The 18176-nt window shown below is 67.5% G+C and carries 17 protein-coding genes and 1 pseudogene; 7 read left to right on the top strand and 11 right to left on the bottom strand.

The window, feature by feature from the left end; genetic code table 11:
• Entirely contained in the window at window positions 1-375 is a 375-nt protein-coding gene (locus tag ACYQ1K_RS16505) for an STAS domain-containing protein (protein WP_459984210.1), read from the top strand.
• Window positions 376-417: 42 nt separating this feature from the next.
• On the opposite strand, the pseudogene ACYQ1K_RS16500 reads toward ACYQ1K_RS16505, so the two are convergent.
• The 4 genes and pseudogenes from ACYQ1K_RS16500 to ACYQ1K_RS16485 all read right to left on the bottom strand — a co-directional run.
• A pseudogene (locus tag ACYQ1K_RS16500) lies at window positions 418-1014 on the bottom strand (FAD-dependent oxidoreductase); the annotation flags it as partial.
• Window positions 1015-1523: 509 nt separating this feature from the next.
• Entirely contained in the window at window positions 1524-1646 is a 123-nt protein-coding gene (locus tag ACYQ1K_RS16495) for a hypothetical protein (RefSeq protein WP_459984209.1), read from the bottom strand.
• A 296-nt stretch (window positions 1647-1942) separates the two neighbouring features.
• Entirely contained in the window at window positions 1943-2836 is an 894-nt protein-coding gene (locus tag ACYQ1K_RS16490) for a mechanosensitive ion channel family protein (protein WP_459984208.1), read from the bottom strand.
• Between the two features lie 603 nt (window positions 2837-3439).
• Window positions 3440-4432, bottom strand: a complete 993-nt coding sequence (locus ACYQ1K_RS16485) for a GGDEF domain-containing protein (protein ID WP_459984207.1) — start codon at window positions 4430-4432, stop codon at window positions 3440-3442.
• Between the two features lie 275 nt (window positions 4433-4707).
• Here ACYQ1K_RS16485 and ACYQ1K_RS16480 point away from each other — a divergent pair, with 275 nt between their 5' ends.
• The 6 genes from ACYQ1K_RS16480 (at window position 4708) to ACYQ1K_RS16455 (ending at window position 9040) form a co-directional block, all read left to right on the top strand.
• Window positions 4708-7155: a heavy metal translocating P-type ATPase gene (locus ACYQ1K_RS16480; protein WP_459984206.1), complete on the top strand. Its 2448-nt coding sequence runs from the start codon at window positions 4708-4710 to the stop codon at window positions 7153-7155.
• A gap of 5 nt (window positions 7156-7160) precedes the next feature.
• Complete coding sequence (locus ACYQ1K_RS16475; RefSeq protein WP_459984205.1) at window positions 7161-7391, top strand: hypothetical protein; 231 nt, start codon at window positions 7161-7163, stop codon at window positions 7389-7391.
• A 396-nt stretch (window positions 7392-7787) separates the two neighbouring features.
• Window positions 7788-7973, top strand: a complete 186-nt coding sequence (locus ACYQ1K_RS16470; protein ID WP_459984204.1) for a hypothetical protein — start codon at window positions 7788-7790, stop codon at window positions 7971-7973.
• A gap of 104 nt (window positions 7974-8077) precedes the next feature.
• Window positions 8078-8329 (top strand): hypothetical protein, encoded by a 252-nt coding sequence (locus tag ACYQ1K_RS16465; protein ID WP_459984203.1) that lies wholly within the window; start codon window positions 8078-8080, stop codon window positions 8327-8329.
• On the top strand, window positions 8326-8469 hold the full coding sequence (locus ACYQ1K_RS16460; RefSeq protein ID WP_459984202.1) for a hypothetical protein: 144 nt from the start codon (window positions 8326-8328) through the stop codon (window positions 8467-8469). The genes ACYQ1K_RS16465 and ACYQ1K_RS16460 overlap by 4 nt, the downstream gene beginning before the upstream one ends.
• Window positions 8470-8887: 418 nt before the next feature.
• Entirely contained in the window at window positions 8888-9040 is a 153-nt protein-coding gene (locus ACYQ1K_RS16455) for a hypothetical protein (RefSeq protein ID WP_459984201.1), read from the top strand.
• Between the two features lie 271 nt (window positions 9041-9311).
• On the opposite strand, the gene ACYQ1K_RS16450 is transcribed toward ACYQ1K_RS16455, so the two are convergent.
• Genes ACYQ1K_RS16450 through ACYQ1K_RS16420 form a run of 7 tightly spaced genes read right to left on the bottom strand, consistent with a single transcriptional unit; the run spans window position 9312 to window position 18142 of the window.
• Window positions 9312-9590, bottom strand: coding sequence for a hypothetical protein (locus ACYQ1K_RS16450; protein WP_459984200.1), 279 nt, complete (start codon window positions 9588-9590; stop codon window positions 9312-9314).
• A 20-nt stretch (window positions 9591-9610) separates the two neighbouring features.
• Window positions 9611-9772 carry a hypothetical protein gene (locus ACYQ1K_RS16445; protein WP_459984199.1) on the bottom strand — a complete coding sequence of 54 codons (162 nt, stop codon included), beginning with the start codon at window positions 9770-9772 and terminating at the stop codon, window positions 9611-9613.
• Between the two features lie 10 nt (window positions 9773-9782).
• Window positions 9783-12824 (bottom strand): hypothetical protein, encoded by a 3042-nt coding sequence (locus tag ACYQ1K_RS16440; RefSeq protein WP_459984198.1) that lies wholly within the window; start codon window positions 12822-12824, stop codon window positions 9783-9785.
• Complete coding sequence (locus ACYQ1K_RS16435) at window positions 12821-16417, bottom strand: phage tail tape measure protein (RefSeq protein WP_459984197.1); 3597 nt, start codon at window positions 16415-16417, stop codon at window positions 12821-12823. The genes ACYQ1K_RS16440 and ACYQ1K_RS16435 overlap by 4 nt, the downstream gene beginning before the upstream one ends.
• Window positions 16417-17478: a hypothetical protein gene (locus ACYQ1K_RS16430; protein ID WP_459984196.1), complete on the bottom strand. Its 1062-nt coding sequence runs from the start codon at window positions 17476-17478 to the stop codon at window positions 16417-16419. The genes ACYQ1K_RS16435 and ACYQ1K_RS16430 overlap by 1 nt, the downstream gene beginning before the upstream one ends.
• A complete protein-coding gene (locus ACYQ1K_RS16425; protein WP_459984195.1) occupies window positions 17478-17840 on the bottom strand; it encodes a hypothetical protein in 363 nt (120 codons plus the stop codon). Before ACYQ1K_RS16425 ends, ACYQ1K_RS16430 begins: the two co-directional genes overlap by 1 nt.
• Window positions 17837-18142, bottom strand: a complete 306-nt coding sequence (locus ACYQ1K_RS16420) for a hypothetical protein (protein ID WP_459984194.1) — start codon at window positions 18140-18142, stop codon at window positions 17837-17839. The genes ACYQ1K_RS16425 and ACYQ1K_RS16420 overlap by 4 nt, the downstream gene beginning before the upstream one ends.
• Window positions 18143-18176: the final 34 nt, after the last annotated feature.

Genomic DNA, 18176 nt, shown 5'->3' with positions numbered 1-18176 from the left:
ATGCTGGGAAATGGGGTAGAGTCGATCCGGCCGCACGAATCCCAGTCCTCTGACCTGACGTCGTCAACTGAGCTGCTGCGCATCGACGTTCAATGCCCCGACCCCGACACGGTCGTCGTCACCGCGCTCGGCGAGGCCGACATCTCCACCCTTCCTGCGCTTCGCCGAGCATTGGATGGGGCTGTCGGCAGCGGCTATCGCCAGGTCATCGTGGTGCTCGACAAGCTGACGTTCATGGACGCCGGCACGCTGGACCTGCTGGTCCAGGAGCGAAATCGAATCGCCGATACCGGCGTCACCATGCGCGTCAAGTGCCAGACCGAGCGCGGGCAGCTGCTGTTCCGCACCGCCGACCTCGAGTGCTTGCTTGACTGACGCCACGGCACCCCGAGCTCTGGTCCTCGACCGAACGCGTCCCTAAGGTGGAACCACGCGGTTCCGTGCTTGCACCTGAAGGAGGAGCCGATCACTGTGTCGACCAAGCCGGCAGACGTGGGGCCGAGTGGCGCCGCAGGGTGGCGCGCGACACTCAAACGGCTTGTGTCGGCTCTGTGCCATGGCGGCTCCAGCAACGCTCAGTTCGGCTACGGCTGCGCAACGTGCGACCTCGTCGCAGCGCATGCTCTCGCTCGCGCCCGAGCGGCGAATGCTGGGAACGGCGAACCTCCGAGCCCCTCCGACTAGCGTCGCCGGCTGATCGCAGCGACCAAGCGACATGCTCCTCGCACAAGCCAAACGCCCCTGGCGGTCCCTGTCAGCAAGCAGTCCGGGTGACCAGATCGGCACACAGCCGGTGGTCCAGCGCTCCTCGGTCCAGTTCATCTCGTGGTATCCGATGGGTTCGAGGGCCTCGGGTCCGAAGGCACGCGCCAGGCCCGCGAGCACCGTCTCTCGGCGACGATCCGCGTCCTCCGGCATCGGAGCGGGGAGGTGCTCGTAGCTCGCGCCGTCGCCGCGGGCGAAGCCGACGAGCACACCTTCCGCCCTCCCCGGGCGGCGTGTCATCGAAGGTGAGCATGAGCGGGCTCGAGTCGCTCATGCTGGCGCCGCTGAATCCCTTCTCCCGCCAGAAGGGCGAGCGATAGACGACGTGGACCTTGTGGGCGTGCAGCATCGCCATGCGCTCGCTGTGCGTGCATGAGGGAAACGGGCCTACACGGAGTCGGAGGCCGGCTACGCAGACTCGACATACAGCTCCGTGTCGACAACGCCGACGGCAACCGCGTCATTTGCCTATCGAGCGTGGTTCACCAGACATCCTCCAACACTCGTTGAGCACCCCGGCGCGGGGACCGCCATTCCCCAGGCCCTCCCTGTGTCGGGGCTTACCGGAGGCGGCAGAGCGCCCCGCCACGCACGAGGCGTGACGGGGCGCAGACACGCGTGGGGACGCTGGCCGCTGGCGATCCCTCTCCAAACGCCAGAGGGCGAGCCCCTGGCGTCTCGGGTCACCAGGGCTCTGTGGAGACCCGGCCACGGCCCGTGCGTCCTGTCCCGCGAACAGGGAACGCTCCCATCGGGTGTCAGCCGATGAGGGCCCGGCACCACTGGCAGGTGACGAGGTCGTCGTCGGTGACGATCTGCGTGCGTGGGGCGTCCGTGCCGCAGAGGGTGGGACTCTGAGTGCCGGCAGCATGAAGCTTCACACGGTCACCTATGCCCGGGTGCTCCCAAGTCGACTCCAGTCTGCTCCGAGATGCTCGTCACAACCGCCCTCCGTTCAGCAGCAACGTTATTGCGGCGATCCGCTGACAGGCCGCGAGCCAGTCGCTAACCGCAGGAGCGCGCGGCCGAGCAGTTCATCGGCTGGGTCGCCGATCGCGCGACCGCCGGCGTGGGGCCGAGGGGCCATGACCCCGCACGACCCCGCACGACCCGGCTTGAGCGACGCTCGACACCACCGCGCATCCGCCGCGAAAGGCGCTTGGTTCGAAGGGCGATCTCAGAGCGGTCGATCCGACTCGGGGTAGCTCTGTCCACCGTACGTCGGGTCGGTCGCACCGCTCGCACCGCCGCGGCCGGTCTCATAGGTGCCTCCGGTTCCGTAGCTTCGCTCGGTGACCCTCGAGCCCGGCACCGAGGTCGTCCGCGTCGTGTGCGGCGAGTCGCCGTCGCTCAGGGCGTCGTAGCGGCCGTCCGCGCGGTCGCGGCCGAGTTCGACATCGCGGCGCACCTGCTCGCGCTGCTCGCGGCCCTTCTGGTAGGCATCCTCCAGCATCCGGCGTGCCACGTCGCGTCCGCCCAGGCCGAAGGCCAGGGCCAGGCCGAGCGCGATCGCGAACATCGTCGCGGCGAAGGCGATGGTCACGATGTTATGGGCGATCTTGAGCTGGTCGAGGATCATGAAGGCCGCGATCACCATGACCAGGGCCGGCACGACGGTGCCGACGATGCGGCCGGTCGGCGTGTCGCCCATCAGTCGCGCGGCTGCGGTCCCGGCTACGCCGGCGATGAGCGCCGCCACCACGAAGATGAGGATCGCGACGATCACGTTCGGCAGGTAGTTCAAGACATCGTTCATGAAGACGGTGAGGGCGATGATCTGAAGGGCGCTGATCGCTGCGACGAGGAAGAACGCGAAGACGAACCAGAAGAGCAAGCGAGCGATCCCACGTGATGCGCTCGCGCCGGGCATCATGCGCTCGACGAAACGGCCGCCCTGGGACTCCTGCAGCTTGCTGTCCAATCCGATCTTCAGTAGCAGCTTGGCGACGATGCCGCTGACGACCTTGGCCACGATGTAGCCGATGATCAGGATCACGATCGCTCCGAGGAGGTTCGGCAAGAAGCCGAAGAACCTGTCGAAGCCGTTCTGGACGCTGTCCCCGATGTTCATGGGCCCACTCCTACCCTTGTCGCAGGAGCCTGCCCGCCCTTCGAGCGCCCCTCATGCGCCGTACCCAGATGCACAAACGCACATGTGAGGCTCCCCGCGGACGTTTCATCGCTTGGTCAGCCCGCCGAGCCGTCGGATCAGGTCCAGGTGCACGTCGAGTGATCGACCTCTTGCGGCCAGCGTTCTCACGGCAGTCGACCCTGCGGCATTCTCGGCATTCGACGACGTTGAGTGAACCGATGCCTCGAGGTCGACAGACCGCAGGATCCAGTCATTCCTGTCCTGCGTCGCGCACGCGGTGACGCCCGCGGTCGGGGTCACGACTGCACCACCATCGCGAAGGCGTACGGCGGGCGTGGCCTCGCCCACCGACCACGACGGTCGGGATCCGCTTGGCCGAGGCGTATGACCAGTTCGGCCCATCGCATCTGCGCAGGCGTGCCCTTCCGCTCGCGCGGGATAGGCCGCTTTCACTCGACATCAGCGCGCCCGTCGACGCGATCAAGGGCGTGCGCCAACGGAACGTGCCCGTCATGCAGACGGCGTACAGATATCGTCCTGTGTCGCGCGCGGTTCGCTGCGCCGTCGCCTCGCACGCGGAGCTCAGGCTGCCTCGATGCGATCGCGGCCCTTGTGCTTCGCGACGTAAAGGACAGCGTCAGCCCGCGCGAGCAGAGTGTCCTCCTCGTCTCCCGGCTGGGCCATGGTGAGCCCGACAGAGCACGTCTGGTTCTCCGGCACGATGCCACGGATGTCTTCGGCCAGCCGGAACGCTTCGGACTGGGAAGTCCGTGGCAGCGCGATGGCGAACTCCTCTCCGCCCCATCGCGCTGCGACCGCTCCACGCGGCGTCAACGTCGCGATGCGTGCCGCGAACGTCTGCAGCAGGACATCGCCGGCGAGGTGACCGTGTGCATCGTTGAACGCCTTGAAGTGGTCCAGGTCAAGCAGCAGGAGCGCTAGAGGCGTGCCGGCGTCATGGACGGTGAGGAGCTCGTTCAGCAGCAGAGTCCAGCCGCGACGGTTGGTCAGACCGGTCAGTGAATCGGTCACGGCTTCCCTCTCGAGCCGCTCGCGAGCCGCACGCAGGTCGGACGACAGCCTGGCCGGCAGCTCGGCAACTGCGATCCACACCACCGCGGCGATCAGCATGCGGATGGCTGCTCTGCCGGGCGGCAGATCGATGATCAGCCATTGGGTCATCAGCGCGGGCACGACGAGGTAGAAGGACGTGCCAGGAGGCTGAGTCAGGCCGACGAACAAGAAGGCGACTGCGATGAATCCGACTGTCAACTGTGCCGCGACGGGGACGACGACGGAGGCACCGACCAACATCAGCAGCGTAAGAGCGGGCCAGATGAGGAGCGAACGCCCATATCGCAACTGGGTGCTCGCGAGCCCCGTCACCCCGGCTGCTGTGATCACGACAGCGGTGAAGAGCACAGCTTCTCGGTGGTCGTCCCCGCCGGCAAGAGCGGCGGCGAGGAGAAGCAGCGCCATGCTGACATGCGCCAGTGCGGCTCGCCGGTGCCAGGTCCAGGGGTCGACCAGCACGTGCCCGGGGGGCGCGGGTGGCGCGAACGTAGACAGGAGCATCAAGTCCCCTCTTATCAAACGGACAACCGAAGGTTAAGCAAATCCAAACCGCGAGTCGCGGTTTCCCGACGATTCACGCCAGTGACTTCGGCAACGCGCACACCCTCATCGGGAGCCTCCGCCGGGAGACTCGCAGGCCTCGGCCGGGCTGAGTCTCCGAACCGTCGGCTGCGGCCCATTGTCCGCGCGCCCTTCCACGGCAGACTTCGACTCGCCCTGAACGAAGCCCGAATTGGCCCTAGCCGCATATACCCCATGGGGGTACCGTTATGGGCATGGACGGTACGCAAGACCGGCAGCACGGAAAGCCCGCAGACGACCAGCACCACGCTCACCCGCATCACGCTCACGACGGCCACCGCCACGACGCTCCCGCCGCCGGTGCCCACGGAACCGCGAGCCTAGTAAAGGATCCGGTGTGCGGCATGGACGTCGACCCGACTGCGCTTGGTCCGCAGGCGGAGCACGACGGTCAGGTGTTCCACTTCTGCTCCGACCATTGCCGGGGCAGGTTCGTCGCCGACCCCGGCGCCTACCGCGAGACGCAGACCTCCGTAGCGCCAGTGCCGACGGGTGACTCGCAGATTGAGTACACGTGCCCCATGCACCCGCAGATCCGGCAGATGGGGCCCGGTTCGTGCCCCATCTGCGGGATGGCCCTCGAGCCGGTGACCGTCTCGGCCGACCAGGGCCCGTCCGCCGAGTTGGTCGACATGACTCGTCGGTTCTGGACCGCGGTCGCGCTCTCCATTCCTGTGGTGGTCCTCGGCATGGGGTCGGAGCTGTTCGTCTTCATCGCCGACAACATCCCCGGCCGGGTCAACGCGTGGCTCCAGCTCGCCTTCGCGACCCCGGTTGTGTGGTGGGCCGGCTGGTCGTTCTTCACCCGCGGCTGGACCTCTGTTCGGACGATGAAGCTGAACATGTTCACCCTGATCGCGTTGGGGACCGGCGTCGCGTGGCTGTTCAGCGTGGTCGCCACCGTCGCACCGGGCATCTTCCCGGACTCGTTCCGCACCATGGATGACTCCGTTCCGGTCTACTTCGAGGCCGCGGCCGTCATCACGACTCTCGTGCTGTTGGGTCAGGTCCTCGAGTTGCGCGCCCGTGAGCGAACGTCCGGTGCGATCCGGGCGCTGCTCGACCTGACCCCGAAGACCGCGCACCTTGTTCAGGCCGATGGGACCGAGGTCGACGTGACGCTCGATCAGGTGCAGGCGGGCGACCGACTCCGGGTGCGACCTGGTGAGCAGGTGCCTGTGGACGGTGTCGTCACGGAGGGTCGCTCGGCGGTCGATCAGTCGATGGTGACCGGGGAGTCGATGCCGGTGACGAAGACGGTCGGCGACACGGTCATTGGTGGCACCCTCCCCGCTGGTGGCAGCCTTCTCATCGAGGCGCGCGCAGTCGGCCGTGACACGATGCTGGCCCGCATCGTGCAGATGGTCGCTGACGCTCAGCGGTCGCAGGCGCCCATTCAGCGTCTCGCCGACAAGGTCTCAGCCTGGTTCGTGCCTGCTGTCATCGGTATCGCGGTGCTTGCCTTCATCATCTGGGCCTTCGTCGGACCCGACCCGAAGCTCGCGCACGCGCTCGTGGTGGCGGTGAGCGTTCTCATCATCGCCTGTCCGTGCGCACTCGGACTGGCCACACCCATGTCCATCATGGTCGGCGTCGGTCGGGGTGCCCAAGCGGGCGTGCTCATCAAGAACGCGGCCGCGCTCGAACGGCTGGAGAAGGTCGACACCCTCGCCGTCGACAAGACGGGCACCTTGACCGAAGGAAAGCCCGCCGTCACCCGCATCGTCGCGGCTGAGGGGTTCACCGACGGCGAGCTGCTGCGCCTGGCGGGCGCGGTCGAGCAGCCCTCCGAGCACCCGCTGGCCCGGGCCATCGTCAATGCCGCCAATGAGGCCGCCAATGAGGCCGCCAATGAGGCGGCGCCCGTTCTGCCGGTGGTCGAGGACTTTGACGCCCCTGCCGGTCAGGGCGTCACCGGGACGGTGGAGGGCCGCGCGATCGCGGTAGGAAGTGGTGGCTTCCTCGACCTACTCGGCTTCGACGCCGCACCGCTCGACGTGCAGGCGGACGAGTTGCGAAGCGAGGGCGCCACGGCGGTGTTCGTGGCGATCGAGGGGCGCCTGGCTGGAGTGCTGGCGATCGCGGACCCGGTCAAGCCGACCACTGCACAGGCGCTTGCGGATCTGCGTGAGGCCGGCGTCGAGGTTGTGATGGTCACCGGCGACAACCCGGTCACCGCCCATGCAGTAGCGACTCAACTGGGTATCGATCGGGTTGAGGCTGAGGTGCTGCCGGACCACAAGGCCGAGGTCGTCTCCGCGTTGATGGCCGAGGGCCGCGTCGTCGCTTTTGCAGGGGACGGAACCAATGACGCCCTCGCGCTCACGACCGCCGCTGTGGGCCTGGCCATGTCCACAGGGACCGACGTTGCCATCGAGTCGGCCGGCATCACCCTGCTGCACGGCGACCTCACCGGAATCGCCCGAGCCCGGCGCTTGTCCCAAGCGACGATGGGAAACATCCGGAGCAACCTCTGGCTCGCCTTCGGCTACAACTCCGCGGGTGTGCCCATCGCTGCCGGGGTCCTTTACCCGGCATTCGGGTGGCTGCTTTCCCCGGCGATCGCCGCTGCCGCCATGGCGCTGTCCTCGGTCAGCGTCATCGCGAATGCGCTGCGCCTGCGCACGGCGCGGCTCGGGTGAGCGACATGCCGTCTGCCGAAGCCCACGTCTGGACAGCGCGCGCCGAGCGCTACCTTTCCCCACTGGTTGACCACCTCTCACAGCTCGGCCAGCACTGCCCAGCGCACCAAAGCGAGCAGCACGGGCACGCTGGTGCGGAAGCTTTGGCCCGCGGGCGGGACCTCATCGCGGATCGGGTGGAGACCATCGGCCGCCGCGACGAGCTCATGGTCACCTGGAACCCCACACTGCCCTGACGCTGGGACGTCATGCCCTGACGTGACGCTTGGACGTGACCCCTGACCCCTTGCGTGAGAGACGTCCCACTGCGTTGCCGGCAGGCCAGTGGGTTGTCAGCGGCCTGCTCAACGGGCCGTTGGCAAGCAGCAGCCGCCGCAGAAAGCCGTCGCTGAAATCGCTGCCGGAGTAATGCCGCACTAGACGATGCCAGAACGTAAAGATGCAGGTCAGATGTCTTTTCGTGACGGGCTGGCCTGTAAGCCGGGGAGTGCCCCTGTCCGTTGACAGCCGGTGGCTGTGTTGGCTGATCCCGCCGTGACCTGCGCAAACGCGTTGAGAAGCGTTGAACGCATTAGACCGTTTTGCGGCACGAGCGCGGCACATGCGGCCCGGAAGGAGGGCCGAGCAAACCAATGACCACCTACCACTACAGCGAGCCGTACAGGCTTCGTGCCGTCTGCGGCCAGGTCGCAGACGGCGTCAACCACACGAACGAGGCCGCGCCCGTGCTGCGGGCGATGGCCGATCGCGGCCGGTTCGACATCTGCCCCGGCTGTCTCGCCGCCGTGAGCGAGATCACCGATTCTCCTGCGGACTAGACCAGCCCCAGGTCACAATCGCGGGACCACAAGAAAAAGCGGCCCCGGCCAGCGCTGACACGCCGACCGGGACCTAACGAATCGCCTAGTAGGAGGCAATCGCTATGTATGAGTCTGCTGTACCCGCCCCTGATACATCCACGACATGCCCCAGCTGGTGCGTCAGCACCGCCGACGAGCACGCCGAGGGCACCCACTACGGCCCGACGTTCGGCCAGGTGAGCATCCAGCTCGGCGAGAAGGGCGAGCCGGTCGCCTTCGTGCCGCACCGTCCCGACGCCCACGACGTCGTGGATCTGTGCGAGCTCGCCGCCGAGATCACGGCCGCCGCCGCGTGGCTCGCGGGGCACCGATGATCGAGAACGACGAGCAGCCGCCGAAGCGCCGCCGCACGCTGGCTGATCTCCCGGCGCCTGACGAGGCGACGGTGCGCAAGATCCTCGCGCTGCTGACGCCACCGCCTGCAGCGTCACCGCCGGCGTCGGAAGAGAACTGAGAAGAGACCCGCTGCCCCTTGGGCCGGGAGGAGGGGAGCCAGGGGCCAGTCCCAGGGGCAGCGGGTCCAGGCGCCGGGACGCGGGGGAACAGGCTTGGGGTCGCCTCGTCTCTTCACGCCAGGTGCCTTTGTGGAGCGCCCAACGTTGGTGACGTGGGATCACGCGCTCAAGGCGAAAATAGACCAAAGTGGCCGGCGCTGTCTGTAGCTCAGGCGAGCCGGGGGTTAGCAGTAACCCGCGCCGGCGATCGGCAGGATTCCGGCCAACGCTGCAGGTGAGGGCTTCCGTTAAGCGCCGAGGCACCTGCAATCTGGGCGAGCCCGAATCGGCGGCAAAGGCTCTGGGATGGCCGGTTCCCCCTCGTGCACCCACGTCGCTATCCGAACCTCATCGACGTTGCGGGAGAGGGCGCGCTCGGTGAGCTCGCTCGAACACCACATTCATCAACTCGTCGGCCACGCCACCGCCTTTGTGCCTGTACTTGAGCGCGACCGCGCCAACGAGCCCCTTGCCGAGGACGGCATCGACTTCAACGACCCCGAACTCGATCCCCGACATTGGAGTCGCTGAAGCGCGTGCCCTCGACCGGGCAGTCGCGAGCGCACCCCGGTTTGTTGGTCATGTCGAGCCAACTAACACGTCGTTCGGGCGTGTTAGGAATCCGCGGAATCGTTAACACGTCGCGCGACCACGGCGTCGGGGCGGGGCTTGGACCGCGGCAGATGCGGCTCCAGCAGGGCCCACTGCTCATCACTCAAGTCATGACGATCGTGCACATCGACATACTGGACTAACCCACGCGAATCGATTGCGGGACGCGCCCTAGTACCCAATTGAGTAGTTATTCGCCGCCCGTGCCGCCCCAGCCCTCGGGCGTGGGGATGATGCCGCCCTCGACGAGCGCGATCGTCACTGCGTCGTGGGTCTCGGCTATGTGCATGAGGGCTCGGGCGAGGGTCTGGAGGTGGGCGAGGATGTCGCCGATCACGTGACCGACGTTCACGGCGTTGACGACGTCGTCGCCGGCCGCTGCTGCCAGACCCATCGCTGTGACGTAGTCGTCGATGCGCTGCAGCGCGGTGTCGAAGGTCGTGTACTCCACGTTGTCCTGGTCGGTCATTTTCTCGTGTCTCCTTGCTTCTAGACGTCTTGGATGTCGGTGATCTGCTGGCCGCAGGCGCCGCACATGACGGTGTCGACGGTCTTGTTCTCGCCCGTGTCCTGGTCCGGGTAGGTGAGCGGTAGCTCGATCGCGCGGCTGCTGCTGGAGCAGCCCTCGGTATGGCAGGTGACGATGGCCATCGGCTTCTCCTTACAGGGTCTGCGCCGACCAGTCGAACGTCGTGCCGGCCATGTTGCCGGTCGACCAGTTCGAGAGGGCGACGGTGAATCCGGTTGCACTCAGCGAGGCGAGTCCGGGCGTCAGTCGGGAGTTGAACGGGATGACGTCGACCTTCAGGTTGGTCGCCGTGGCGTAGGCGACCGGGAACGTCACGGCGATCGTCGGGGACGCACCTGAAGCGATGGACCCGACGCTCACGCCCTTGCCGATCTGGAGGCCTGTGGCAGGTAGCGCCGAGCCGGAGCCGGTGGATGGCGCCGGGATCAGTTGGGGCGAGGCGACGACGCCGTCTCCGGTGAAGTCGAGCCGCATCAGCCACTTCGAGCGGCCCTGACCGGCCGTGATGGTGTGGGTGACGCCGACGATGCGGAGGTTGTCGTCCAGGCCCGCCCGGGTGTTGATCACCTCGACCAGGTCGTAGAGGTCGAGCAGGGCCCGGCTGATGGTCTCCTGGGTGAGAGGCAGCACGACGTAGTCGATGCGCCTGGTCGGGGTCTTGTTGGCAGCGAGAATGCCGTTGGCGAGGGTGACGATCTGAGCCTCGGTGAGCCCCTGCACGGTGAAGGTCTTATCGTAGATGTCGTCGCCTGGCTGAAGGGCCGGGTCTCGGTAGGGGCCGTACTGGGCCGTGCTGGTCTCGCCGGTGGCCGGGTTCACTTCGTAGGCCTCGACCGACACGGAGTTGATGACCTTGTCGGTGCCGTAGCTGATGCCGAAGTCGGTGGTGTAGGTGTCCTCGTCGAGTGTGTCCTTTACCGTCGACGAGATCGAGGCGGCGTCCCAGGCCTGCAAGACGCCCTTGCGGTCGACCCAGGCGTAGCCGGAGACGGTGTCGCGGGTCACGGCGACCTGGTCGATCGCGGTCGCCTGGTCGTTGCTGGCGACCACCGTGGCGGTGGGTACCTGGTTGCCTGATCCGTTGACGTTCCAGGGCACGCCGCAGCCCTCGAGCACGAACGGGAGTGCCGCGATCGTCGCGACGCCATCGGGCCGAGGCTCCTGCGAGAGCCGGGTGAGCGGGTCGACCGCGAGCAGAGTGATGACCGCTCGCCGCTCGGGGTCGTTCTCCAGCAGGTGGTACTCGACGTTCGCCTGCTTGGTGCGGCCGGTGAAGATCGGCTCCCAGCCTCCCGAGCCCGTGGTGTCGACCAGGATCCGGCACCGTCGCTTGGGCTGAAGGAGCGTGGAGGCGGAGGGGTCGAGGTTGGTCGAGACGATTGTGGCGGTCAGCGTCGAGAGGTTGAGCTCGTTGCGGTCGATGCTGATCGAGGCGGCCTCCCCCGTGACGCTCACGTAGTAGGCCGGCGGCAGGTCGACGAGGTTGTTCGTCGAGGTCGCCGTCGACGTGGAGGCATTGGCCGTGCCGGTCCAGGCATAAGTGAAGCCGCCCCCGGCAGCGGTGGCGCCGTCGAAGTAGGTGCCGGCTGAGGTGCTCGCCTCGACGAGTGCGGCGTCGAGGTAGTGCACCTCACCAGCAGTGAAGACGTTGGTGTTGAAGCCGTACGAGACGACGAGGTTCGCCGCGCCGGCAGGAGCGACCGCCGTGCTGCCGTACCGGCTCCATTGGCTGGCAGAGTCCGTGCCGGGGGCGGTGGCGGTCGTGGAGAGCGCGGCGCCGCTCGAGTTGAGCCAGTTGAAGTCGATCTGGACTTGGCGCGTGGTGCTGGCCGCGCGGAAGGCCGCTGAGGCGGCGTAGGTCATCCCTGGCGAGACCGGGATCATCGGCGTCTTCGCTGCGGCTGTCGCGACCACGGTGGTGCGCGTGGACGTAGACAGGTTGGCGGTGCCGGTCCAGTCGTACTGGTAGGCCGGACCGTCAGCGAGGTTGCCGTCGAAGTAGCCCGCCGAGGGGGTGTCGGTGGCGTAGATGTAGTCGAAGTACATCGTCGCGTTGAAGGTCCCGCTGACCGCTGACATGGAGTAGTCGATGTAAGGGAAGAGCTTCAGCTGGGTCGCGCCGGCAGGAGCGGTGATGTTTCCTGCGAGGTTGTACCAGGTGTCGAGCGAGATGCTGCGGCCCATGTCGCCGTCGGCGCCGATCTGGACGCTGCTGGCGTTGTACCAGCGGTAGAGGGTGCCGCCTCGCAGTGAATCGTAGGTGCAGCCTGAGATCGTCGGGGCCATGAACGACAGGCCGATCTGGTAGGTCTGCCCAGCGATGACCGGCATCGTCGAGGAGTAGTTCATGTTGGCCCGAGCCACTGACACATTCGTCGTCGCGCGCAGCCGGCACCTCTTTTGCCCTTCCGTGACCGCCTGTGCGATGTCGAGGGTGTTGCCGCCGGCGGTCCATCCCGAGGTGCTGGTCTCGAAGTTGGGGTTGGTGACGAGGTTGGTGGCGACGGTCGGGGACGTCGTGACCGAGCAGCTCGCCGTTCCGACGCTCGCCTGGGTCGTGACTCGTGAGAGCGATGCCGAGCTCGGCGTCCAGTTGGAGGCGTCAGACTCGAATGATGGGTTCTTGACGAGGTTGGTCCGCTTCACCAGGAGCGCGGTGGCGGTGCTCGCGGTGGCCATCGTGACGTCGGTCAGCCACATCGACTTCGTCGTGCTGGTCGGCGCGACGCCGCCCGTCGTGCTGTACAGGTCGAACCGGAGCGCCACCTGAGTGACGCCGGCAGGGACCACCGTCGCGCTGATGGAGTACGAGCCCGCGGAGGTCTGGTAGGCGCCCTGCGTGCCCGAGGAGACCACAGCGCCCGTGGAGTCGTACCAGACCAGCTGCGCTCGAGCGAGGCCGGAGTTGGTGTGGAACGGGTTCGTCCACGACGCGGCTACGTAGTTGCCTGCCGTGACCGGCGAGAGCTCGCTGGTGAACCAGTTCGCGACCGAGGCGACGCCGGCGTACGCCAGCTCGGTGCCGCCGCTCATCGCGGTACTGGCGACCGGGGTGATCCAGCCCCATCCGCCGAGGTCGCCAGACGGATTCTGGATCAGGTTCACGAGCTCGCCCGTGGCGAGGTCCCGCTCCACGTCGAGACGGACGCGGTCGAGAACGTTGATGGCGGTCATCGGATCGTCCTCGCTCCGCTGCCGGCCGCCAGGGCGACGTCGGCAGTGACCTCGAGTCCGCGTCTCATCCGGTCCAGCTGCTCAGCCGAGAACGTGATGCGCATGGTCTGGGTGGATTGCTGCTGCGCCGCCAGAAGAGCGGGCGACAGCATCGTGTTGGCCGACAGCGACGGGGTCCCAAAGCCCTTGACCAGCGATGAGGCAAGCACCTCACCGGACTTGCGGACGTAGGTCGAGTCGAGTCCGATATTGAGGCCCTGTACCGAGTTACGGCCGAGTCCCTGGAAGACCTTCGAAGGCGAGTGGATGCCGAGGCGCTTCTTGATGGCCTTGACCATCGCGTTGGCCAGCTGCACCGAAGCCCGTTCGAGCTGGCGCTGCTGCGAGATGAGGCCGTTGACCATGCCCTGCGCGGCCGCCACGCCCGCCGATTGGAAGTTGTTCGCCATCGACGTGCCGAGCCCACCGCCGGCCGCAGCGATCTGACTCTGCAGGTTGTTGATCTGGGCAATGACCGCTGGGCCACCCTGCTCGATCGCCATGGCCGTCTGCAGGCCGCCATCGACGCCCGCGTCGAGGATCTGCTGCAGCGCCGTGCCGTTGAGGTGCTCCTTCTTCAGCTGCTCGACGAGAGCCTTGTACTTCTCGACCGCGGCGGCGCGGGCCTGGAGCTGCTTGACGATGCCGTCCGCGGTGGCGTTGCCGGCCGAGTTCTTCCCGAGCTCGGTGATGTTGCCGAACGCGACGATGCTGGTCTTGACCGAGTCGCGATAGTCCTTCCAGGCCTGCTTGGCGTCGGCGAGCTTCTGCTGGGCATCCTGGAGCCGGTTGTTGACGTCGGCCTGTGCTCGAGCGATCGCATTGAGGCCGTGCTTCCCGCTGATGTACTGGGCGGTGAGCCTCTTGATCGCCGGGCGCTGCTTCTTGTCGAGCTTGCCGAAGAGCGTGTCGACCGAGTTGAGCACCTTCGAGGCGTCCTTCTCGATGCCGATCGCGAAGCCCTGCGAGAACCACTTGCCGACCTGGATCATCTTGCGCGAGGGCGAGTGCGCGTTGAGCTCTCGCATCGCGGCGGCATGGGCCGCGCCCGCCATCGCCATGGCAGCGAACTCCGCTCGACCAGTCCAAGCCGAGATGCCGCCGACGAAGCCCGAGCCGTACGCACTACCGGCGCTCGAGCCGTAGCCACTCGCTCGGCCGGCCACGCTCTTCATCGTGGACGCGACGCTGTTGATCGCGGCCTTGGTCGGCTCGATGCCCTCTGCCTTGATCAGCGTGACGATCTGCTTCGGCGTGAGCTTGTACTGCCTCGCCAGCCTCGCCACCTCGGTCAGGGAGCCGTCCACGCCGGTGGTGTGGATCTTGGTCGCGAGATCCTTGGGCAGGCCCTTGAGCGTGCCGACGTAGCCCCGCGTCGCGAGGTCCTGAGCCTTGGTTGCGAGCACTGCACCGGCCGCCGCGCGGGCCTGGGCGCCGAACGTGTCGATCGTGCCCTGCATGGCCCTGTTCTGGCCGTCGAGCGCATTGATCTGATCCGAGATCGCCTGAGCGCGGTTGCGGTCGGTCGCTGCAGCTGCCTCGTACGCAGGCCTCAGGGCCGCCATCTTCGCCTTGTTGGCGTCGATCTTGGCGTTGAGGCCGTCGAAGACCGGGAGCAGCTTCATGATCGCGCCCTGCTGCCCAAGAGCCGCGTCGACGATCTGCTTGCGGTTGAGGCCGCTGCCGCCGAGCTGGTCGAACACGCCGGCCTGCTGGAGCCGCTGAGCGACCATCGTGCGGGTCAGCCTCGTGTACGCACCCGTCGTCGTGTTGAGCGTTCCCTGCAGGTCCTCGAGCGCCTGCTTGGCCGCGGCCTTGGCCTCCTGCACGCGGCGCATCTCGTCGTTGGCCTTGTGCGTCGCCGACCACAGGCCGCCGAGCAGGCCAATGCCGCCGCCAATCGCGGCACCAACAGGTCCACCCGCCGAGAAGCCGAGCAGTGCGCCACTGGCCGTGGTGCCGAGCGTCCGCAGCCCAGAGTCGGCGACCTTCGAGGACTGCGCCAGGGCGAGCATCCCGCCGACACCAGCCGCGGTCTTCGAGGCCGCGGCGAGCTTGAGCCCGGCCAGGCCGAGAGCGGTCGAGCGCGTCTCCGCGCTGGCCAGAGCACCGCTCCACGTACGCACGGTGCCGATCTGGGCCGTCATCGCGCCGGTGGCCGTGGCGATGCCTCCGCTCAGCCGTGGCATGACGAGGGCGAGCAGCCCAGCCTCCACGGCGACCGTCTTGAGCGGCGCCGGGATCGCGTGGAAGGCGTCAGCAGAGCTCTTGGCGACCGTGGCTACGGTGCCGAGCAGCGGGAGAAGCGGCTTGGCCTGTGCCGCGACGTCGCCGACGGCCTGCGCGGTGTCTCCGGCCGCGGTCGCGAAAGACTTCAGCGCCGGTACCGCGCCCTGGGCGATCGTCTTGGCCTGGCCGGTGATCGCGCCTTGGTTCTTCTCGATCATGTCGACCAGCGGCCGCAGCGCGTTGTCGGCGACCGGCGAGAAGGCCCGGTAGGCCTCCTGCCCGGCGGTCTTGAAGTCCGCCCCAGCTCGGCGCAGCGTGCCGGCGAGGCCCTTGGAGTTGGCCTGTGCGAGCTTCTGCGCGGCCCCGGCCCGCTCGACGCCCTTGGTGTAGGCGTCGATGTTCTTGACGTTGTCGAGCAACACCTGAGCCGACGTGATACCGGTGAGACCGAAGATCTTGCGCAAGTCCATCTTGCGGTCGGCGTCACTGAGGGTCGACAGCTTCGTCTGCAGCTCGGCCATCACCTTGCCGAACGGGCGCACCTTGCCCGAGGAGGTGAACGCCGAGACGCCGAGCTGGTCGAGCACCTTCGCCGCGCCGCCCGTGGGCGCCTGGAGGGACTCCAGAACCTTGCGCAGACCAGTGCCGGCCAGCGTGCCCTTGATGCCAGCATTGGAGAGCTGAGCGAGGAGGGCGGCGGTTGTCTGCGCGTTCACGCCGACCTTGGCCGCTACCGGCGCCACGAACTTCAGCGCCTCTCCGAGATCAGTGACGTCGGAGGTGGAGATGTTCGCGGCGTTGGCGAGGTAGTTCGCCACGTCGCCAGCTCGCTTGGCTGGCAGGTGCCAAGTCGTGAGCGCGGTCGCGACCAGGCCGGAAGCGTCGGCCACGTCGAGCTCGCCAGCTTTGGCCAGGACGAGGGTGGCGTTGACTGCCTTCAGCGCGTTGGGGAGGGTCTGGCCGGCCTTGACGAGCTCGACGACGCCCGCGGCCGCGTCCCCGACAGTGTTGCCGTACGCCGCATAGGCCGCCCCGCCCTTCTCGAGCGTCTTGGCGACACCGTTGATGCCGCCGACCTGGGCCCGCTGCTGGGCAGTCGTCAGCGCGGCGATCTTGTTCAGCTGCGAGGTGTATGCGTCACCGTTGGCGATGAACGCCTTGCCGGCGCGGACGATCGTCCCAACTGCGAGGGCACCGCCGATGACCTTGGCGCTACGCGAGAACGACTTGCCCAGCAGGTCAGCCGAGGCCGCGGTCTGGGCGAGCTCCGCCCGGGCCTGCCGACCATTCGCAATGATCGAAATCTTGACGGGCTTTCCAGACATCAGCGCCTCCACCCCGACTCACCGAGCAACTCAGCGAGCTGAGCACCGTCGAGGACCCTGTGCCGGAGGAGCGCGCTGGCGACTGCCGTGATCTTCTGAAAGTTGCGGGAGAGCAGATGGTCGACGCGCTCCTCGACCCTGGTCCGTAGTGCGATCTCGTCCCCGACGGAAAGGCCGAGTTCCACGATGACCTGGTTAGCTCGCAGGGTGTCCGTCTGGTCCACCCAGAGCGCCTCGAGCTCAGGGACCCAAGCGTTGTGGTCACGTTCGCCGCGGCACCCCGCGAAGAGCACGGCCAGGTAGCTCTCGACGGAGTCACCGCCTTCGAACGCGCACCGGGTGGCGCCGTTGTCGCCGACGTGGCCGACATCAATCCTCTCGACGGGGACGCCGAGTGCGTGCGCGACGACTGCGTGCGCGGCCTCGTGCCGTTCGACGAGCGAGAACTGGCGGTAATACTTCTCGAGGCGGTCGCGCTCCTCGGCCGCCAGGAGAGCAGACAGCTGCGTTGGCTCGGTGCGGACGGGCGTCGGCACCGGCAGGTCCAGGGGCTTGTTGGCTCGCTGCTGCTTCACCCGCTCTTGTCGAGCCAACTCGGCCAGCCGCGCCTGCTCCGCGCGAACCGCTTCCGCGAGTCTGGGGTTGGCTCGCATCGCCGCTTCAGCAACCTCGCGGCGGGCGTCGGGGGGTAGCGCCCTGAATCGGGTCAGAATGCTGCTCGAGCGGTCGGCTACGCGATCGCCGTTCCGAAGTACTCGGAGGCCGCCAGGGTTGTCGCGGAACGATCCCGAGCGGATCTCGGCGCGGATCTCACTTGCCTCCTGCTCGGAGACACGGCCCGCCTCGACTGCGCGCTGGAGAAGCTTCAGCCGCCCCTGTCGGATCTTGGCCGCACTATCTCGGTCCTCAGGGGGCAGATTCCGGTTGAGCTGAACTGTCGCCGTCTCAAGGTCGGCGGTTAGCGGCTGTGTCTCCTGCACACGACGGGCGACGTCCTTGTCGCGGGCCCGCATCTGGTCGGCGATCGACCCGATCCAGGCAATCTGCTCTTCGATGTTCATCAGTTCTTCTCCTCTGTGAGGTCGGGCTGCGTGGGGTCGGCCGTGAGGCCAGGGGCATGCGTACGCACGAACGCGAGTACCTGGGCGGCGCCGCTCCAGTGGCACTCGAGGTCGCCGAGGAAGTCGTCGGAGACACCGGCCGCCTCGAGCGCCGCGATGTCGTCTGGCCAGAGCGCGACCATGGCCTCGAGCTCGTCGACGACCGCGGCCCATGAGGCGAGCGCGGGAACGCGGCCGTGCGCGCCGTAGGGCACCGTCGGGGTAGCAGCGCGCTGGCCCTTGAGCGAGTGCGCCTTGCTGCACCACTTCCGCTGGCGGCCGGTCAGCGCCCCACCGCAGACGAGACAGGTCCGGGCGTTCACGGACGAACCGCCTCATGGTCGTGAGGTGCTTCGCCACGTTGCAGGGAGAGAGACGGCGACTGCGGCGGTCCTCCAGCCCCCTCACGAGACGTTGTGACGGGTGCCCCCCTGCCAACCGCCATCCGGCGCGCGATCCGTCGCTGCGCGTTCGTGCGCGGCTGGAGCCCGCGCAGGCGACGCTCGGTGTCGAGCTCGAGCAGCGTCATGCTCTTGCCGCGCAGCGCCAGCCACTCGCGCAGGGCCTCAGTGTTCGTCTGCCCGAGCAGCTCGTCAGGCAGGTCAGCGATCATCTCGGGTGTCATCTCTCCTCCGAATCGAGGTCGTCGAGCTCAGCGA

The sequence above is a fragment of the Nocardioides sp. AN3 genome (assembly GCF_054653495.1).
This window is presented reverse-complemented; position numbering and strand designations above follow the sequence as displayed.